17 protein-coding genes and 6 tRNA genes are annotated in these 13,984 nt (G+C 37.2%); 4 read left to right on the forward strand and 19 right to left on the reverse strand.

The features are described 5' to 3' along the window. Positions 1 to 20 precede the first annotated feature (20 nt). Positions 21 to 296, forward strand: a complete 276-nt coding sequence (locus ACFQ4X_RS09775; protein ID WP_379834771.1) for a hypothetical protein — start codon at positions 21 to 23, stop codon at positions 294 to 296. Positions 297 to 298: 2 nt separating this feature from the next. On the opposite strand, the gene ACFQ4X_RS09780 is transcribed toward ACFQ4X_RS09775, so the two are convergent. From ACFQ4X_RS09780 to ACFQ4X_RS09820, 9 genes are all read right to left on the reverse strand, one after another. Further along, on the reverse strand, positions 299 to 910 hold the full coding sequence (locus ACFQ4X_RS09780) for a superoxide dismutase (protein ID WP_379834773.1): 612 nt from the start codon (positions 908 to 910) through the stop codon (positions 299 to 301). A gap of 215 nt (positions 911 to 1,125) precedes the next feature. Continuing rightward, a tRNA-Phe gene (locus ACFQ4X_RS09785) sits at positions 1,126 to 1,201 on the reverse strand. Positions 1,202 to 1,209: 8 nt separating this feature from the next. Next, positions 1,210 to 1,302: transfer RNA gene (locus ACFQ4X_RS09790), tRNA-Ser, on the reverse strand. Positions 1,303 to 1,309: 7 nt separating this feature from the next. Beyond that, positions 1,310 to 1,386, reverse strand: a tRNA-Ile gene (locus ACFQ4X_RS09795). Positions 1,387 to 1,417: 31 nt separating this feature from the next. Continuing rightward, positions 1,418 to 1,493: transfer RNA gene (locus ACFQ4X_RS09800), tRNA-His, on the reverse strand. A gap of 23 nt (positions 1,494 to 1,516) precedes the next feature. Next, a tRNA-Met gene (locus ACFQ4X_RS09805) sits at positions 1,517 to 1,593 on the reverse strand. Between the two features lie 4 nt (positions 1,594 to 1,597). Continuing rightward, a tRNA-Asn gene (locus tag ACFQ4X_RS09810) sits at positions 1,598 to 1,672 on the reverse strand. Positions 1,673 to 1,824: 152 nt separating this feature from the next. Next, positions 1,825 to 2,307 (reverse strand): DUF456 domain-containing protein, encoded by a 483-nt coding sequence (locus tag ACFQ4X_RS09815; RefSeq protein WP_379834775.1) that lies wholly within the window; start codon positions 2,305 to 2,307, stop codon positions 1,825 to 1,827. 68 nt (positions 2,308 to 2,375) lie between these two features. After that, positions 2,376 to 3,980, reverse strand: a complete 1,605-nt coding sequence (locus ACFQ4X_RS09820) for a Na/Pi cotransporter family protein (RefSeq protein WP_379837120.1) — start codon at positions 3,978 to 3,980, stop codon at positions 2,376 to 2,378. 187 nt (positions 3,981 to 4,167) lie between these two features. Here ACFQ4X_RS09820 and ACFQ4X_RS09825 point away from each other — a divergent pair, with 187 nt between their 5' ends. Continuing rightward, positions 4,168 to 4,707, forward strand: coding sequence for a DUF1189 family protein (locus tag ACFQ4X_RS09825; RefSeq protein ID WP_379834777.1), 540 nt, complete (start codon positions 4,168 to 4,170; stop codon positions 4,705 to 4,707). Positions 4,708 to 4,738: 31 nt separating this feature from the next. On the opposite strand, the gene ACFQ4X_RS09830 is transcribed toward ACFQ4X_RS09825, so the two are convergent. Further along, a complete protein-coding gene (locus tag ACFQ4X_RS09830) occupies positions 4,739 to 5,614 on the reverse strand; it encodes a DUF1002 domain-containing protein (protein WP_379834779.1) in 876 nt (291 codons plus the stop codon). 168 nt (positions 5,615 to 5,782) lie between these two features. On the opposite strand from ACFQ4X_RS09830, the gene ACFQ4X_RS09835 reads away from it, so the two are divergent. After that, the gene (locus ACFQ4X_RS09835) at positions 5,783 to 6,103 is read left to right on the forward strand and encodes a hypothetical protein (RefSeq protein WP_379834781.1); all 321 of its coding nucleotides are present in this window, start codon (positions 5,783 to 5,785) and stop codon (positions 6,101 to 6,103) included. 93 nt (positions 6,104 to 6,196) lie between these two features. Further along, complete coding sequence (ispG, locus tag ACFQ4X_RS09840; protein ID WP_379834783.1) at positions 6,197 to 7,297, forward strand: flavodoxin-dependent (E)-4-hydroxy-3-methylbut-2-enyl-diphosphate synthase; 1,101 nt, start codon at positions 6,197 to 6,199, stop codon at positions 7,295 to 7,297. Between the two features lie 234 nt (positions 7,298 to 7,531). Here ispG and ACFQ4X_RS09845 read toward each other — a convergent pair whose 3' ends face one another. From ACFQ4X_RS09845 to ACFQ4X_RS09885, 9 genes are all read right to left on the reverse strand, one after another. Next, complete coding sequence (locus tag ACFQ4X_RS09845) at positions 7,532 to 7,897, reverse strand: DUF4190 domain-containing protein (protein ID WP_379834785.1); 366 nt, start codon at positions 7,895 to 7,897, stop codon at positions 7,532 to 7,534. A 123-nt stretch (positions 7,898 to 8,020) separates the two neighbouring features. Further along, positions 8,021 to 8,233: a DUF1540 domain-containing protein gene (locus ACFQ4X_RS09850; protein WP_379834787.1), complete on the reverse strand. Its 213-nt coding sequence runs from the start codon at positions 8,231 to 8,233 to the stop codon at positions 8,021 to 8,023. Positions 8,234 to 8,300: 67 nt separating this feature from the next. Next, a complete protein-coding gene (locus ACFQ4X_RS09855) occupies positions 8,301 to 8,696 on the reverse strand; it encodes a Fur family transcriptional regulator (RefSeq protein WP_379837122.1) in 396 nt (131 codons plus the stop codon). 32 nt (positions 8,697 to 8,728) lie between these two features. Continuing rightward, positions 8,729 to 9,571 carry a metal ABC transporter permease gene (locus ACFQ4X_RS09860; protein ID WP_379834789.1) on the reverse strand — a complete coding sequence of 281 codons (843 nt, stop codon included), beginning with the start codon at positions 9,569 to 9,571 and terminating at the stop codon, positions 8,729 to 8,731. 12 nt (positions 9,572 to 9,583) lie between these two features. Continuing rightward, positions 9,584 to 10,360, reverse strand: a complete 777-nt coding sequence (locus ACFQ4X_RS09865) for a metal ABC transporter ATP-binding protein (protein WP_379834791.1) — start codon at positions 10,358 to 10,360, stop codon at positions 9,584 to 9,586. 132 nt (positions 10,361 to 10,492) lie between these two features. Next, positions 10,493 to 11,152, reverse strand: coding sequence for an HAD family hydrolase (locus tag ACFQ4X_RS09870; RefSeq protein WP_379834793.1), 660 nt, complete (start codon positions 11,150 to 11,152; stop codon positions 10,493 to 10,495). A 127-nt stretch (positions 11,153 to 11,279) separates the two neighbouring features. After that, entirely contained in the window at positions 11,280 to 12,200 is a 921-nt protein-coding gene (locus ACFQ4X_RS09875) for a metal ABC transporter substrate-binding protein (RefSeq protein WP_379834795.1), read from the reverse strand. Between the two features lie 15 nt (positions 12,201 to 12,215). Beyond that, positions 12,216 to 13,085 carry a metal ABC transporter permease gene (locus ACFQ4X_RS09880; RefSeq protein WP_379834796.1) on the reverse strand — a complete coding sequence of 290 codons (870 nt, stop codon included), beginning with the start codon at positions 13,083 to 13,085 and terminating at the stop codon, positions 12,216 to 12,218. Then, positions 13,082 to 13,831, reverse strand: coding sequence for a metal ABC transporter ATP-binding protein (locus ACFQ4X_RS09885; RefSeq protein ID WP_379834798.1), 750 nt, complete (start codon positions 13,829 to 13,831; stop codon positions 13,082 to 13,084). Before ACFQ4X_RS09885 ends, ACFQ4X_RS09880 begins: the two co-directional genes overlap by 4 nt. Positions 13,832 to 13,984: the final 153 nt, after the last annotated feature.

Below are 13,984 nucleotides of genomic sequence, written 5' to 3' on the forward strand. Positions count from 1 at the left end.
TTGTATAAGGAGACAGAAATATGTTTGAATATTGGATTTATCATGATCAGGACTTTGGTATACCTTTGGTTTTAGAAGATGATTTATATTCGAGGAAAAATGAAAATTCCATAGAGCCTAACGGGGATCGTATCTGGTTTTTCAAAGCAAGAAATCTTTTTGTCATTCAGTCTAGTGTTCCTTTTGGAGACGGCAATTTATTACTTGATGACTTACTAATAAAATTAGCAAAGAATTATGAAATCCATGACAAAGGCATAATAAAAAGCTGCTGGGATGCCAGCAGCTTTCATTAAACTTATTTTGCTTCGTTATAACGCTTATCAACTTCATCCCAGTTTACTACATTCCAGAATGCAGCAATGTAATCAGGACGCTTGTTTTGATATTTCAAATAATAAGCATGTTCCCAAACATCCAAACCAAGAATAGGTGTCTTACCTTCCATTACTGGGTTGTCTTGGTTTGGAGTGCTTGTAACTTCAAGCTCACCATTGTTTACAACTAACCAAGCCCAGCCAGATCCAAATCTTGTTTTACCTGCGTTTGCAAATTCCTCTTTAAACGCTTCAAGGCTTCCAAACTTGCTGTTGATTTTATCAGCAAGTTCGCCAGATGGAGCGTTTGCTCCGCCTGGTGCGATTACTTCCCAGAAAAGACTGTGGTTAGCATGTCCGCCGCCATTATTTCTTACAGCTGTTTGAACGTTTTGCGGAAGAGAATCAAGGTTTGAAAGAATATCTTCTAGAGACTTATTTTCAAATTCTGATTGACCCTCAAGTGCAGCATTAAGGTTATCAACATAAGTTTTATGGTGACGACCGTGGTGGATCTCCATTGTTTCTTTGTCAATATGCGGTTCAAGTGCGCTTGATTCATAAGGTAATGCAGGCAGTTCAAATTTAGCCATGTTCATTTCCTCCTTATAATATGTAGTGTTTTTTATTTTCATTTTCAAGGATAATCTTGAAAAGTGAAACCATTTAATCAACTTACTTGTTTAAAAAGTGATTTAACAATTTTACCTTATCAAATTTAGTCTAAACTTTCAATTCTTAAACACTGTACCCTTTTATAAAACAAAAAAACCTTACGATTAGCGTAAGGTTTTAGTATGTATACATATGGTGGCTCGAGACGGAATCGAACCGCCGACACGAGGATTTTCAGTCCTCTGCTCTACCGACTGAGCTATCGAGCCAAAAAATATGGAGGAGGTAGAGGGATTCGAACCCCCGCGGGCTGTTACACCCCTGTCGGTTTTCAAGACCGATCCCTTCAGCCGGACTTGGGTATACCTCCTCGACTTTGGTGGACCCTGTAGGACTCGAACCTACGACCAATCGGTTATGAGCCGACCGCTCTGACCAACTGAGCTAAGGGTCCATGTGAAAATATAGGTTATGTAAGTAAGAAATGGGGCGGACGAGGGGAATCGAACCCCCGAATGTCGGAACCACAATCCGATGCGTTAACCACTTCGCCACGACCGCCATCGTGAAGAAAAAAAACATTTTGGTAGCGGCGGAGGGAGTCGAACCCACGACCTCACGGGTATGAACCGTACGCTCTAGCCAGCTGAGCTACACCGCCAAAATGGCTCCACAGGTAGGACTCGAACCTACGACCGATCGGTTAACAGCCGATAGCTCTACCACTGAGCTACTGTGGAATAATGAATTAACATTATTTAAGGACAAGAACTACTATAGCATGTTGTCTTAATTAATGTCAATAACATTTTAAAAGTTCTTCAAACGAACACATGTACTTTTTTTGAACAAAAATAATATAGCATGCAATAGAGGATTAAGCAAGGTCGAATTATAGTACTTGGTAATAAAAATAACCAATCATTAAAGCCTGATTAAATATTTTTATGATAGTCGTTCCTACAAAAGCAAGAACAGTTCCTATACCAATCGAAACTGCAGACTTAAAACCTGTTTTATGGAAGATCAATTCAGCAAGCACAGCACCTAAAAAAGGACCTATGAGTATCCCTGCTACTGGTATAACGAAGGGACCAGCGATCAGTCCTATTGTACTCCCCCACAACGCTGCTTTAGAGCCTCCTTTCTTTTTCACTGCATATGCATTACCAGCATAATCTACAACAAATAAGCTGATTAACAATAAAATCTGGATGATAATGAATAATGGTGAAAATGGTTCAAAAGAAAAAGCAAATCCATAAATTAAGAATCCGGCTGCTAAAAATAATACACCCGGCAGGATTGGGTAAATCAAAGCTAAAAAACTGATAACAAATACAACAGCAATTAAGACCCAATAAACAGTTTCCAAATCACCATCACCTTTCAAAAATAATGCCAAACAAAAACCCAGAAGATAAAAATCTCCTGGGTTTCATTTTACTTCTCTAATACCGCTTCTGCAATGTTAACTGCATGGTCACCTATTCTTTCAAGGTTACTTACGATATCAACGAATACAATACCTGCATTTCCGTCACAGGCGCCTTCATTCATACGCATAATATGCTGTTTACGGAGTGTTCGCTCCATCTTATCAATTTTGTCTTCCATGCCAAGAACTTCTGTTGCAAGTACCACATTATTTTGTTCTAATGCCTTAACAGCTTTATCTACTGTAGAAACAGTTAAATTGAACATTTCATCTAAATCTTGTTTAGCAATGGCAGTCAGCCGCACGTTATTTCGCAACTGATAATCAACAAGCTCAATGATATTCTCCATATGATCCCCGATTCTTTCGATGTCACGAGTTGTGTCTAAAAGCATCGAGTGTTCATTAGATTCTTGTGGTGTTAACGGATGAGCAGACAGTTTTACAAGATATGATGTTATTTGGCGGTCGAGATTATTAATAGCTTCTTCGTATTGAAGAGCTAGAACCGAATTTTTTTTGTCCATCTTAGTTAAATAATCTATTGCCTCTTTTAAACCTGCTTGTGAAAAATTAGCCATTCGAATGATTTCCTTTTTCGCCTGTCTTATGGCTAAGGTCGGTGAGGTTGCTAAAACGATTTCATCAAGATGTTTCGCTTTATATTCGATTATATTATCTTCACCTTTTATTAATTTTGTTACTAATAAAGCTAGCACTCCAATAAACCAAAACTGAATTAAGACATTGGTTAGATTAAACGTTCCATGAGCAAATGCTATTTGCATCGCTGGTTCCAGATTGAGTTTTCCAGCTAAATATTCAATATATCTTTGGAAAGGCACTAAAAAGACCATAAAAATTATAGTACCTAACACATTGAAGATCACATGTGTTAAAGCCGCGCGACGTGCGGCAACCGTGGTTCCGATTGCTGCTAGGACTGCAGTAATCGTTGTACCGATGTTGTCTCCAAACAAAACAGGCAAAGCCGCTTTTAGACTAATTAAATCCTGAGCATATAATTCTTGTAAAATACCAATAGTTGCACTAGATGACTGAACGATTAATGTAAATAATGTACCGATTACTACTCCGAGGATCGGACTATCACTCATAGATACCGTAAGCTCTTCAAAAGCTCCTAAATTGCTTAATGGCTGCATACCTTCACCCATTAGTTTTAATCCAAGGAAAAGTGATCCAAACCCAAAGATAATTTGTCCTACATAATTCCATTTAGGATTTTTAAAGAAGAAAATAAGAACAGATCCTACAGCAATTATCGGCAGTGCATATTCTCCAATTTCAATACCAATTATGAAAGAAGTTACCGTTGTACCAATGTTCGCTCCCATAATAATACCAATTGCTTGCCGTAGTGTTAAAAATCCTGCATTTACTAGCCCCACCGTCAGAACTGTTGTCCCTGAACTACTCTGAATAAGTACTGTTACAAATATTCCAGCTAAAACACCCATAAAAGGATTAGTTGTTAATTTATCAAGTATTTCACGTAAGCGGTCTCCAGCGGAATTTTGGAGCCCATCTCCCATATATTTTATTCCGAATAAGAAGATCCCTAATCCACCTAGAAATTGAAATAGCATTTCTTGAAAATCCAATCATTACATCTCCCTACTACTATCTATGTAAACCTTTGCCATTATCTCTATTTATAAACTTTATGTAAATAAAAATATGAGTTTTGTAATATTACCTTTACAATCAATTCTTATTGTCGATTGATATATGTTCATGTACACTAATTATGCCTAACAAATAAAGGAGTTTTTTATGAAATTACATATTCGTTTTATTAAAAGTTTATATTCTATTAAATCCATCGCTAGTTTTCGTTTTCAAGGTGTGGGCAGCACCATTCTGTACGTTTTATTGTTAACCCTCTTATGCATGCTACCTGTTTTCATCCTTTTTTTAATCAATCTTATATCAGATAAACAGCCGTTAAATAATTTTGAAAATTTCGGATTAAATCCTGATCAAATGCAAAACTTTGCTTCTACATTGGATGGAATCTTCCCGATTATTATTGCGGTCATATATTTAGTAATGTACGTCTTGTTTTCAGGAATTTTGTTTTCAGGCGCTTCAATATTAGCTGGACTTTCGATTCCTGTAACTAAGATCTTTGGAAAACGACTTTCCTATAGACATCTTTGGGTTTTATCCTGTTATTCCATCACCTTGCCATCAGTCTTATTGACGATATTCTTTATGATGGATCTGCATATCCCTGATTCATTTATGTGGTTTTGGATGTTAGCTTTTTTCATTTGTATTCTTGCTATTACAAAAACACCCCAAAAAAAATAAAAAAGCGGCTACTGAGCCGCTTTTTTTATGCCTATTTAAAGAGTGATTTGATCGCATCTATGATTGCGATTAGAAAATCAATTATCTTTTGGAAGAAAGACTGTGTTTCTTCTTTATTTAAGAAATCACCAAGATTTTCACTGATGTTCTTTAAATCGTTTTGAACTTGATCCCAATCAATATTTAAGTCTTTCATTTTATTAAACAAAGCAATCAGCCCGTTTAGCTCTTCTTGGGTAAGTTCGATCCCCATGTCCTTCGCAACTTTTTCAATCAATGCTCGAAGATCGTCTTCAGATTGTACCGGATTTTTTGCAATTTCTTCTTTTACTCGAGTCATAAGCTCAGTTGCTTCTTTTGCACCAATTCTTTCCCCAAGTTCTGCAGTTTTGACCATTTCTTCATTCGCTACTTGCTTTTGAGCTTCTGGTATTTCGATTTGTGCTGTTGTTTCGTATGCTTTAAGAATCCCAGTTAATGCAGCTGTTCCTGAAACTTCAAATGGTGCTGTTACATAGATTTCAGCATCTGTAACACCTGCAGTAGTCAATGCATTCATATACATTTCTTCAGTTACCCAGTTGATATTGTTCGTTTTAACAGAGAGCCCCTGATCTTTTTCGCCTACTGTAATTTTAGAAGATGATATAGCTTTCGAACCAATTTGAGCCTTCGATATATAATCACCTAAGTACTTGTGTTCTTCTTCATTTGTTACCGTTACGGTTTGGACATCAGCTGATACTTCCATCTCTTCTAAAAGAGAATTTTTCTGTTCATCTGTAAGATTTTGTCCAAGCGTGACAATTACGTCTCCTGGAGCTGCATCTGCAAACATCTTTAATGGTGCTATAAATAGAGCAGCAGCCATGATTGACAGCAATGCAAATATTTTTGCCTTTTTCATACAGTTAACCTCTCCCCTCGGTACAACTACATTGATACGTATGAAAATTTATTTTGTGTCCATTACACCTTTCCATTTTACACCAATGCTCGTATCAAAGTCACTTTTAACTTGTCATAAAACAATAGGACAAGCATATAGTTCAATATGAGAAAGGAGAGGGAAAATATGAAACGCTTTTTGACAGGCTGTTCAATTCTTCTAATTCTATATGTGGTTGCTTACGATCTTAAAATTGGTACACTCCCTCAAGCTCAGCCGGTGAATGCTGAAATTCAAACAACAGAAAAAAATAATAATTATAAAACTTATGAAGCTGGCCCTGGAGATACATTGATTTCAGTAGTAGAGGCATTAAATTCTCATGGCGGGTATACCATCACAACAATGATAAAAGACTTTAAATCCCTGAATCCAGGAGTGAATCCTGAAAACATTCAATTAGGAAAAACATATAAATTTCCTATATATAAAAAGACAGAAAGGTAACAATACTTGTCAAAACAAAATAATCCCTGCTAAAATGAACTGATGATAGGACAGAATAATACTGTCAATTTGATAAAAGGAGCGATTCACCAAATGAGTGAAATCACCCACCGTTCTAAAACAAGACCTGTAAAAGTCGGACCTTTAACAATTGGAGGATCTGACCAGGTTATCGTACAAAGTATGACGACTACAAAAACACACGATGTTGAAGCTACAGTCGCTGAAATAAAACGTTTAGAAGAAGCCGGCTGCCAGATTGTCCGAGTTGCATGTCCGGATATGCGTGCTGCTGAAGCAATTGCAGATATTAAAAAGCAGATCAGCATACCTTTGGTTGTTGATATTCATTTTGATTATAAGCTTGCCCTAAAAGCAATTGAAGGCGGAGCTGATAAAATCAGAATTAATCCAGGGAACATTGGAAGACGGGAAAAAGTTGAAGCCGTTGTTAAAGCTGCGAAAGCAAAAGGTATTCCAATCCGCATTGGCGTAAATGCTGGGTCATTAGAAAAGAAGTATCTTGAAAAATACGGCTACCCTACAGCAGATGGTATGGTAGAAAGTGCTCTCGAACACATCCGGATCTTAGAAGAACTAGACTTTCACGATATTATCGTTTCGATGAAAGCATCTGATGTTAATTTAGCGATTGAAGCATATGAAAAAGCATCTAAAGCATTCAATTACCCATTACACCTTGGAATAACTGAATCAGGCACACTTTTCGCTGGAACTGTAAAAAGTGCAGCAGGCCTGGGAGTAATCCTCCATAAAGGTATTGGAAATACGGTCCGCATTTCACTAAGTGCTGATCCTGTCGAAGAAGTTAAAGTTGCCCGGGAATTATTAAAATCCTTTGGCCTTCTTTCAGATGCAGCAACTTTAATTTCATGTCCAACATGCGGACGTATAGAAATAGATCTTATTTCAATCGCAAATGAAGTCGAAGAGTATATCTCAAAAGTACGCGCACCGATTAAAGTAGCCGTTTTAGGATGTGCAGTTAACGGTCCTGGGGAAGCAAGAGAAGCGGATATCGGCATTGCCGGTGCTCGCGGAGAAGGTTTGCTTTTCCGTCATGGTGAAATCGTACGAAAGATTCCAGAGGATCAGTTGCTGGATGAACTGAAAAAAGAAGTCGATATTTTAGCCAAAGCTCATGAAGAAAAATTAAAAGCACAGCAAGCATAAAAAAAGCTCCCGTTACGGGGGCTTTTTTCTGTGTAAATTAACAAAGTATATGGACTCCTTTGCAATTGAGGAGCTAAATTAAGATTCCAAAAAATCGCACGTTAATTTAAACAATCCCACGTTAGGCACCTAGAATCGCATGTTAAATTGCATTTATCGAATTTTCGACAAACGCTGAAACTCAATGATAATAAAAAAGAAGAAGCCGCAGCTTCTTCTTTGCTCCTTCTTACATTAAAAGAATGGTGCGAAAAATAAGGAAATAATTATGGAAACGATACCGAGTCCAATTGCCCAATTTCCCAGGGTTTTTGCACCTTGTCTTCTGGCCACAAATCCAACGATAATACCTGCTCCCCCAAATAAAACTGGAGCAATAAACAAAGAAAGAACAGAGAGGATTAAAGCGATAACACCTGTCGCTTTTCCGCCTTCTCTTTCGCGTTCTTCTTCATGCCCGCGTCTATGGTCCCTGTCTGCATAACGCGGACGTTCGCTTTCAGGATAAACCATGTCACTTTTTACTGGTACAGCTTCAGCTGCCATCTCTTCCCGATAGTCAGCTTCATTTATATTACGTTCATATCTGTCATCTGCCATCATGTTTCCCCCTCTTTTAGTCTTAAGGAGCGTTCTTATTATGGCATTAATCGAGGCATTTCATAGATGTTAAGTTATGGGGATTGATTCAAAAAAGAAAGGCCTATATAGCAGGCCCCTTCCTTAATGTTTTGATTTAAAAGTATGACAGCACGTTTCAGCTGGATCATGTGCATGATCTTTGTGAGAAGCATCTCCAACTAATTCTCCATTGGCACTCATGTCATAAGAATTATTTGCATGTCTGTCAATTTCAACAAGGATCGCATCAGCGATACAGTTGTTTCCTTCGCCCCAATAGGTGCAATTCGATACATTACATTTAACTTCAGGCATAAAAAAACCTCCTTTAACTATAGCTTGGCTAAATTAAAGGAGGAACATACTTATAAAAATCATAATTTCAATTTTTGCATTCCTTGCAATAACCATAGATCTCGAATTTATGACCTGTCACATCAAACCCATTCAATTCATTGTTTAACACTTCCATCGGACACGTATGAATGGACTTTGTGCTTCCGCAAGTTAAACAAATTAGATGATGATGATGCTCATTATGGGAACAAGTGAACCGGAATTTTCGTTCGCCTTCCCATTCTGTTTCTTCAAGCAGTCCAAGTTCCACGAAAGTTGTTAAGTTTCTGTAGATCGTATCAAAACTTAATCCAGGATATTGATTCTTTAGGGATTCCTGAACATCTTTTGCTGAAAGATATCTTTTTTCACGTGCAAAGAGGGTAAGAAGATCTTTTCGTTTTTCTGTGTATTTGTATCCTTTTTCTTTTAACAAAACCATTGCATCTTCAATTGTTAATGTGAATCTCACAGTTATCCCGCCTTCCGTGAACCCATAAGCTTCTTATAGAATATAGACAAGCTCAAAATAATAATAAGGCATACTACAATTGTACCACCAGAAGCAAGATCTAAATAATATGATAAAAACATACCAGCAATAACCGCAGTTTCGCCAAAAAGAACTGAAAGCCATATCGTTTGTTTAAATCCAGTAGCTATTCTAATGCTTGCCGCTACGGGCAAAGTCATGAGAGAAGAAACCAAAAGGATTCCTACAATTTTCATGGATGCAGCAATAACTAACGCTGTAATAGCCATAAATGCAATTAAAATCCAGTTGCTTCTGATTCCTGAAAGCTTACCCTGTTCTTCATCAAATGACAGAACAAACAATTCCTTATACATAAAGAAAACAAATGCGAGTACTACCACTAATATTGCAAATACTGTCCAAACATCCGATTGCTTAACCGCTATAATGCTGCCGAATAAATAATTAAACAGATCTGTATTGAATCCGTCTGCCATTGAAATAAAAATAACACTTAAACCTATTCCAGCTGACATGATAATCGGGATTGCTAATTCTTCATAATGTTTATAAACTTTTCGAAGCTGTTCAATAAAAACAGCACCTCCAACAGAGAAAGCCATACCCATATATACCGGATTAGCTCCTGCAAATACTGTAAACCACTTTCCAAGTAACAGGTTTGCTGCTATTCCAGCCAGGGTTATGTGCGAAAGAGCATCTGCTATAAGGGCTTGACGTCTAACGACAATAAACACTCCTAAAACAGGAGCTAACAGACCGACCATAATCCCAGTTAAAAAGGCATTTTGTAAAAACTCATATTTTAAAAAAGGTAACATCCGTTCATCCCCTTACTCGTGATCATGGTCATGATGAATAACATGAACATGATGCCCATAAAAAGCAGACATGTTTTCTGAAGAACTTTCTTCAAATTCTTTTGTATTCCCATGAAAATGTATCTGCTTATTTAAACAAGCTACATCAGTAACATAGTTAGTCATAACGCCAACATCATGTGTAACTAAAACGAGTGTCATTTTATTTTCACGATGTAAATTCTTCAGCATTTTATAAAATGACTCTGAAGATTCGATATCAACACCAACTGTAGGCTCATCTAAAATAAGTAGTTCAGGATCGCTGACCAAAGCCCGAGCTATAAAGATGCGCTGCTGCTGGCCCCCTGAGAGTTCTCCTATATTTCGATTCGCAAAATCTTCCATGTTAACAGCTTTTAAAGCATCCCATACCTTCTGCTTATCAGAAGATTTTAAAAAGCGGAATAAGCCTACCTTTCCAAACAATCCCATTGAAACAACTTCAAATGCAGTAGCTGGAAATGCGGTATTAAAGCTATTAGCTTTTTGGGAAACATATCCGACCTTTTCCCACTTATTAAACTTTTGAACTTTTTCGCCAAAAAGAGATACGCTGCCTTGCTGCGGTTTCAATAGCCCTAGAATACATTTTATGAGTGTTGACTTCCCTGATCCATTTGGGCCTACAAGTCCCAAGAAAGAACCTTGTTTAACTTCCATCGTTACATGTTCAAGAACGTTTTTCTCACCATAATGGAAGGATAAATCATCCACTAGAATCGCTGGATTATTTATTTTTTTCTCCACAATAATCCTCCCTGTAAAAAATATAAGTAGTAATGAGTACGATTTAAAACTGTCTCATAGTATACACGAAAAAAATAGAAAGTAAAACAACATGCCTGATCAATCTGCATGCTGCATCACTTTCATAATCCTTTAGAGTCCTGAATCTGCACTTAATAAACCTTTCACCGTTTGCTCTAATTGTGACGGTGAAACAATCACATCAGCCTTCGTTAAATATTTTTCTTCAAGTGTTGTTTCAACAGCGAGACAAAAAACCCCAGCTTGTTTTGCCGATTTTATTCCAAGCGGAGCGTTTTCAATTACTAGCCATTCTGAAGGAGCAAAGGAAAGATTACTCATTGCCTTCAAATATGGTTCAGGTGATGGTTTCCCCTCTGTTACATCGTCACCTGTTATAACAGAATTAAATTCTACAGGAAGCTTTTCAAGCACTTCATCGACAAACTCTCTTCTGCTTCCTGTTACTAAAGAAATTGGTATTTCTTTTTTATATAGGTACTCTAAAAGAGATAAGGTCTCTTTAATAAATGTATAATTTGCGTTTTCCTTAAAATAATTTCTTTTTATTACATAAATATCTTCAATATCTTCTTCGGTAACTGGGAGTTGAGAGGATTTGAAAATATCCATTATCGTCTTTCGGCCAGGCATCCCTTCTCTTAAATAAAACTCAAGCTCATTATGATCGTATCCTTTTTCTTTGAATGCAAAGCGCCATGCTTCTACATGGTGCGGCATAGTATGGACAACAACACCATCCATATCAAAACAAACTGCTTTAATACTCATATTTCCAACCTGCCTTTTATGTATAAATCCAATATTCAATAAGACATATTTTATTATTATAGAACAAAATGTCCGAGAATAAATAAACAGAAGCTGAAATTTGATTCAGCTTCTGTTTAAAAACTATTTATTGTATTCCCTCAATAACAGTCTTCGTGTTCCATTCCATCATTTCTTTGTATGAATCTCCATCTTCACCTGGCTTACCTAAAGAATCAGTAAAGACTTTTCCTTTTATAGGTACTCCAGTTTCTTTAGATACGGTTTCCATACTTCTTGGATCAACACTTGTTTCTACAAATAGAGCGGAAACATTTCCTTGTTTAATAAAGTCAACCAGACTTTTGATTTGCTGCGGCGTACCTTGGTTTTCAGAGTTTATCTCCCAAACGTATGCTGTGTTCATATTGTATGCTTCTCCAAAATACTTAAAAGCACCTTCACTCGTTATCAGAACACGTTTTTCTTCTGGAATCTTAGCAATTTCAGTTAAAGTTTCATCATGCAGTTTCTTTAATTCTGAAATATATTTTTCTGCGTTTTGTTCGTAATATTTTTTGTTTTCTGGATCCTCTTTTATGAGTGCATCTCTAATGTTTTCAACATAGATGATTCCATTATCGATATTCATCCATGCATGAGGATCAGGTTCTTTCTCCAACCCTTTTGATTCAAGATGAATGGCTTTTACGCCTTCACTTACCCGATAAACAGGGGCATCTTTCCCATCTTTATCTGCAGTCTTTAAAAGCTTTTCAAACCACGAATTACCTTCTTCAAGATTCAGCCCGTTATAGAATACAACATCCGCATCAGTGGTTTTTAAAACGTCTTCAGGAAGCGGATCATATTCATGCGGATTAGATCCAATCGGTACCATACTGTGTACATCTACTTTATCTCCGCCTACATTTTTTACTAAATCATAGATAATGGAATAGGTCGTAACTACTTCTACCTTTTCAGATTCACCTTTCCCTGAACTGCATCCTGCCGATGCCGCTAATAATGCTCCAGCTAAAATAATACTTGCAGCTTTTTTAAACATTTATATGCCTCCCTTTTATTGCATCAGCCCGGCTCTGTTCTTTCTCGCTTTTAGTGCTTTCCACACTAATCCTTGAGAAGGAGAAAAGAAGAATGCCATTGCAAACATAAATGCAGAAACCAAAACGATCGTAGCACCTGATGCAAGATTATAAATAAAACTAAAGTACAATCCGAGCACAGAAGCGATTATCCCAAAGAATGCCGCAAGATAAATCATGACTGACAATCTATTTGTAAGCAGATAAGCGGTTGCTGCCGGAGTAATTAACATTGCCACTACCAAAACGATACCTACTGTTTGAAGAGAAGCTACTGTGACCATTGTAAGGACCACCATAAGTGCATAATGAATCCATTTATTCGGAAGTCCATAGCTCTGAGCCATTGTCGGATCAAATGTCGAAACAAGCAGTTCCTTATAAAATAAGGTAACAAGGCCTATTACTAATACACCAATTCCAACTGTTATCCACATGTCACTCATCCGAACAGCCAGAACATTTCCAAACAAGATATGATACAAATCTGCACTGCTCTTCATGAGAGTGATGATTACGATCCCTACTGCGAACATACTCGTGAACATGATACCAATCGCCATATCATGCTTAATTCGGCTGTTTTGACTGACATAACCTATCCCAATGGCAGTTAATACTCCAGTAATAACTGCTCCGAAGAAAAAGCTGATTCCAAGCATATAACTGATTGCAACTCCAGGTAAAACAGCGTGGGAGATTGCATCCCCCATTAATGACATGCCTCTTAAAATGATAAAACATCCTACGATTCCGCATATAACACCGACCATTACTGAAGTAAATAACGCTTTTTGAAGAAATTCATACTGAAATAGCGCTTCAAAAAAATCGATCATATTCATGATGTAACATTCACCCCTTTTGGCTGAAGAAATGAAAATTGATTTGCGTACGCTTTCGTAATCACTTCCGGCTGAAGCACTTCTTCAGATGCACCATAGTGGATCATATGCTGATTTAATAAAAGCAGATGATCAAAATAAGATTCCGCTTTGCTTAAATCATGGTGTACGACAAGAATTGTCTTTCCTTCCTTTTTTAAATCTCTAAGAATATTAATAATGGTTTCTTCACTAGCCACATCAATACCAACAAAAGGTTCATCGAGAAAAAATAATTCTGCTTTTTGAGCAAGAGCTCTCGCCAGAAAAACCCTTTGCTGCTGTCCTCCTGAAAGTTCTCCAATCTGACGGCCGCTGAAATTTTCCATCCCGACCGTTTTCAGACATTCTTGAGCCCACTCTCTATCACTTTTGGAAGGCCGTTTAAACAGACCTAGTTTAGGATAAGTGCCCAGCAGCACTACATCGATTACAGTGATAGGAAAATCCCAGTCAATATCTGAACGCTGAGGAACATAAGCAATGTTCTTTTTCCACTTCTTTAACGGTTCACCAAATATTTTTATATCGCCTTTATCTTTTGAAATTAAGTTTAAAGCCGCCTTCATCAAGGTGGATTTACCTGCCCCATTTGGTCCGATAATACCGACAAGACTTCCTTTTTTCACAGAAAACGTAATGTCTTTTACAACTTGATTTCCTAAATATGAGACGAACAATCGCTCGATCTCTAATGCATGTTCCATAGAAAAAAGACCTCCTTTTTCGCTTGGCAACCTCTTTTGCCTTCGTGCAACTTTTAATTAAAAAAATAATCCCTTCACACTGTATGTTTCGAAAAGGATGAAAGTGACTAAATTTGAATGAAAGTAAATGTTTCCTTTAGGCAACTTTTTTAC

The organism is Fictibacillus halophilus, from assembly GCF_042680145.1.
In the GTDB taxonomy this organism is placed as follows: Bacteria; Bacillota; Bacilli; order Bacillales; family Fictibacillaceae; genus Fictibacillus; species Fictibacillus halophilus_A.

Excerpts from the sequence above, each read along its gene's own strand:
- ACFQ4X_RS09775 (WP_379834771.1), top strand. The coding sequence starts at position 21 with ATGTTTGAATATTGGATTTATCATGATCAGGACTTTGGTATACCTTTG.
- ACFQ4X_RS09780 (WP_379834773.1), bottom strand. The coding sequence starts at position 910 with ATGGCTAAATTTGAACTGCCTGCATTACCTTATGAATCAAGCGCACTT.
- ACFQ4X_RS09820 (WP_379837120.1), bottom strand. The coding sequence starts at position 3,980 with ATGCTATTTCAATTTCTAGGTGGATTAGGGATCTTCTTATTCGGAATA.
- ACFQ4X_RS09825 (WP_379834777.1), top strand. The coding sequence starts at position 4,168 with ATGAAATTACATATTCGTTTTATTAAAAGTTTATATTCTATTAAATCC.
- ACFQ4X_RS09830 (WP_379834779.1), bottom strand. The coding sequence starts at position 5,614 with ATGAAAAAGGCAAAAATATTTGCATTGCTGTCAATCATGGCTGCTGCT.
- ACFQ4X_RS09835 (WP_379834781.1), top strand. The coding sequence starts at position 5,783 with ATGAAACGCTTTTTGACAGGCTGTTCAATTCTTCTAATTCTATATGTG.
- ispG (WP_379834783.1), top strand. The coding sequence starts at position 6,197 with ATGAGTGAAATCACCCACCGTTCTAAAACAAGACCTGTAAAAGTCGGA.
- ACFQ4X_RS09845 (WP_379834785.1), bottom strand. The coding sequence starts at position 7,897 with ATGGCAGATGACAGATATGAACGTAATATAAATGAAGCTGACTATCGG.
- ACFQ4X_RS09850 (WP_379834787.1), bottom strand. The coding sequence starts at position 8,233 with ATGCCTGAAGTTAAATGTAATGTATCGAATTGCACCTATTGGGGCGAA.
- ACFQ4X_RS09855 (WP_379837122.1), bottom strand. The coding sequence starts at position 8,696 with ATGGTTTTGTTAAAAGAAAAAGGATACAAATACACAGAAAAACGAAAA.
- ACFQ4X_RS09860 (WP_379834789.1), bottom strand. The coding sequence starts at position 9,571 with ATGTTACCTTTTTTAAAATATGAGTTTTTACAAAATGCCTTTTTAACT.
- ACFQ4X_RS09870 (WP_379834793.1), bottom strand. The coding sequence starts at position 11,152 with ATGAGTATTAAAGCAGTTTGTTTTGATATGGATGGTGTTGTTGTCCAT.
- ACFQ4X_RS09875 (WP_379834795.1), bottom strand. The coding sequence starts at position 12,200 with ATGTTTAAAAAAGCTGCAAGTATTATTTTAGCTGGAGCATTATTAGCG.
- ACFQ4X_RS09880 (WP_379834796.1), bottom strand. The coding sequence starts at position 13,085 with ATGAATATGATCGATTTTTTTGAAGCGCTATTTCAGTATGAATTTCTT.
- ACFQ4X_RS09885 (WP_379834798.1), bottom strand. The coding sequence starts at position 13,831 with ATGGAACATGCATTAGAGATCGAGCGATTGTTCGTCTCATATTTAGGA.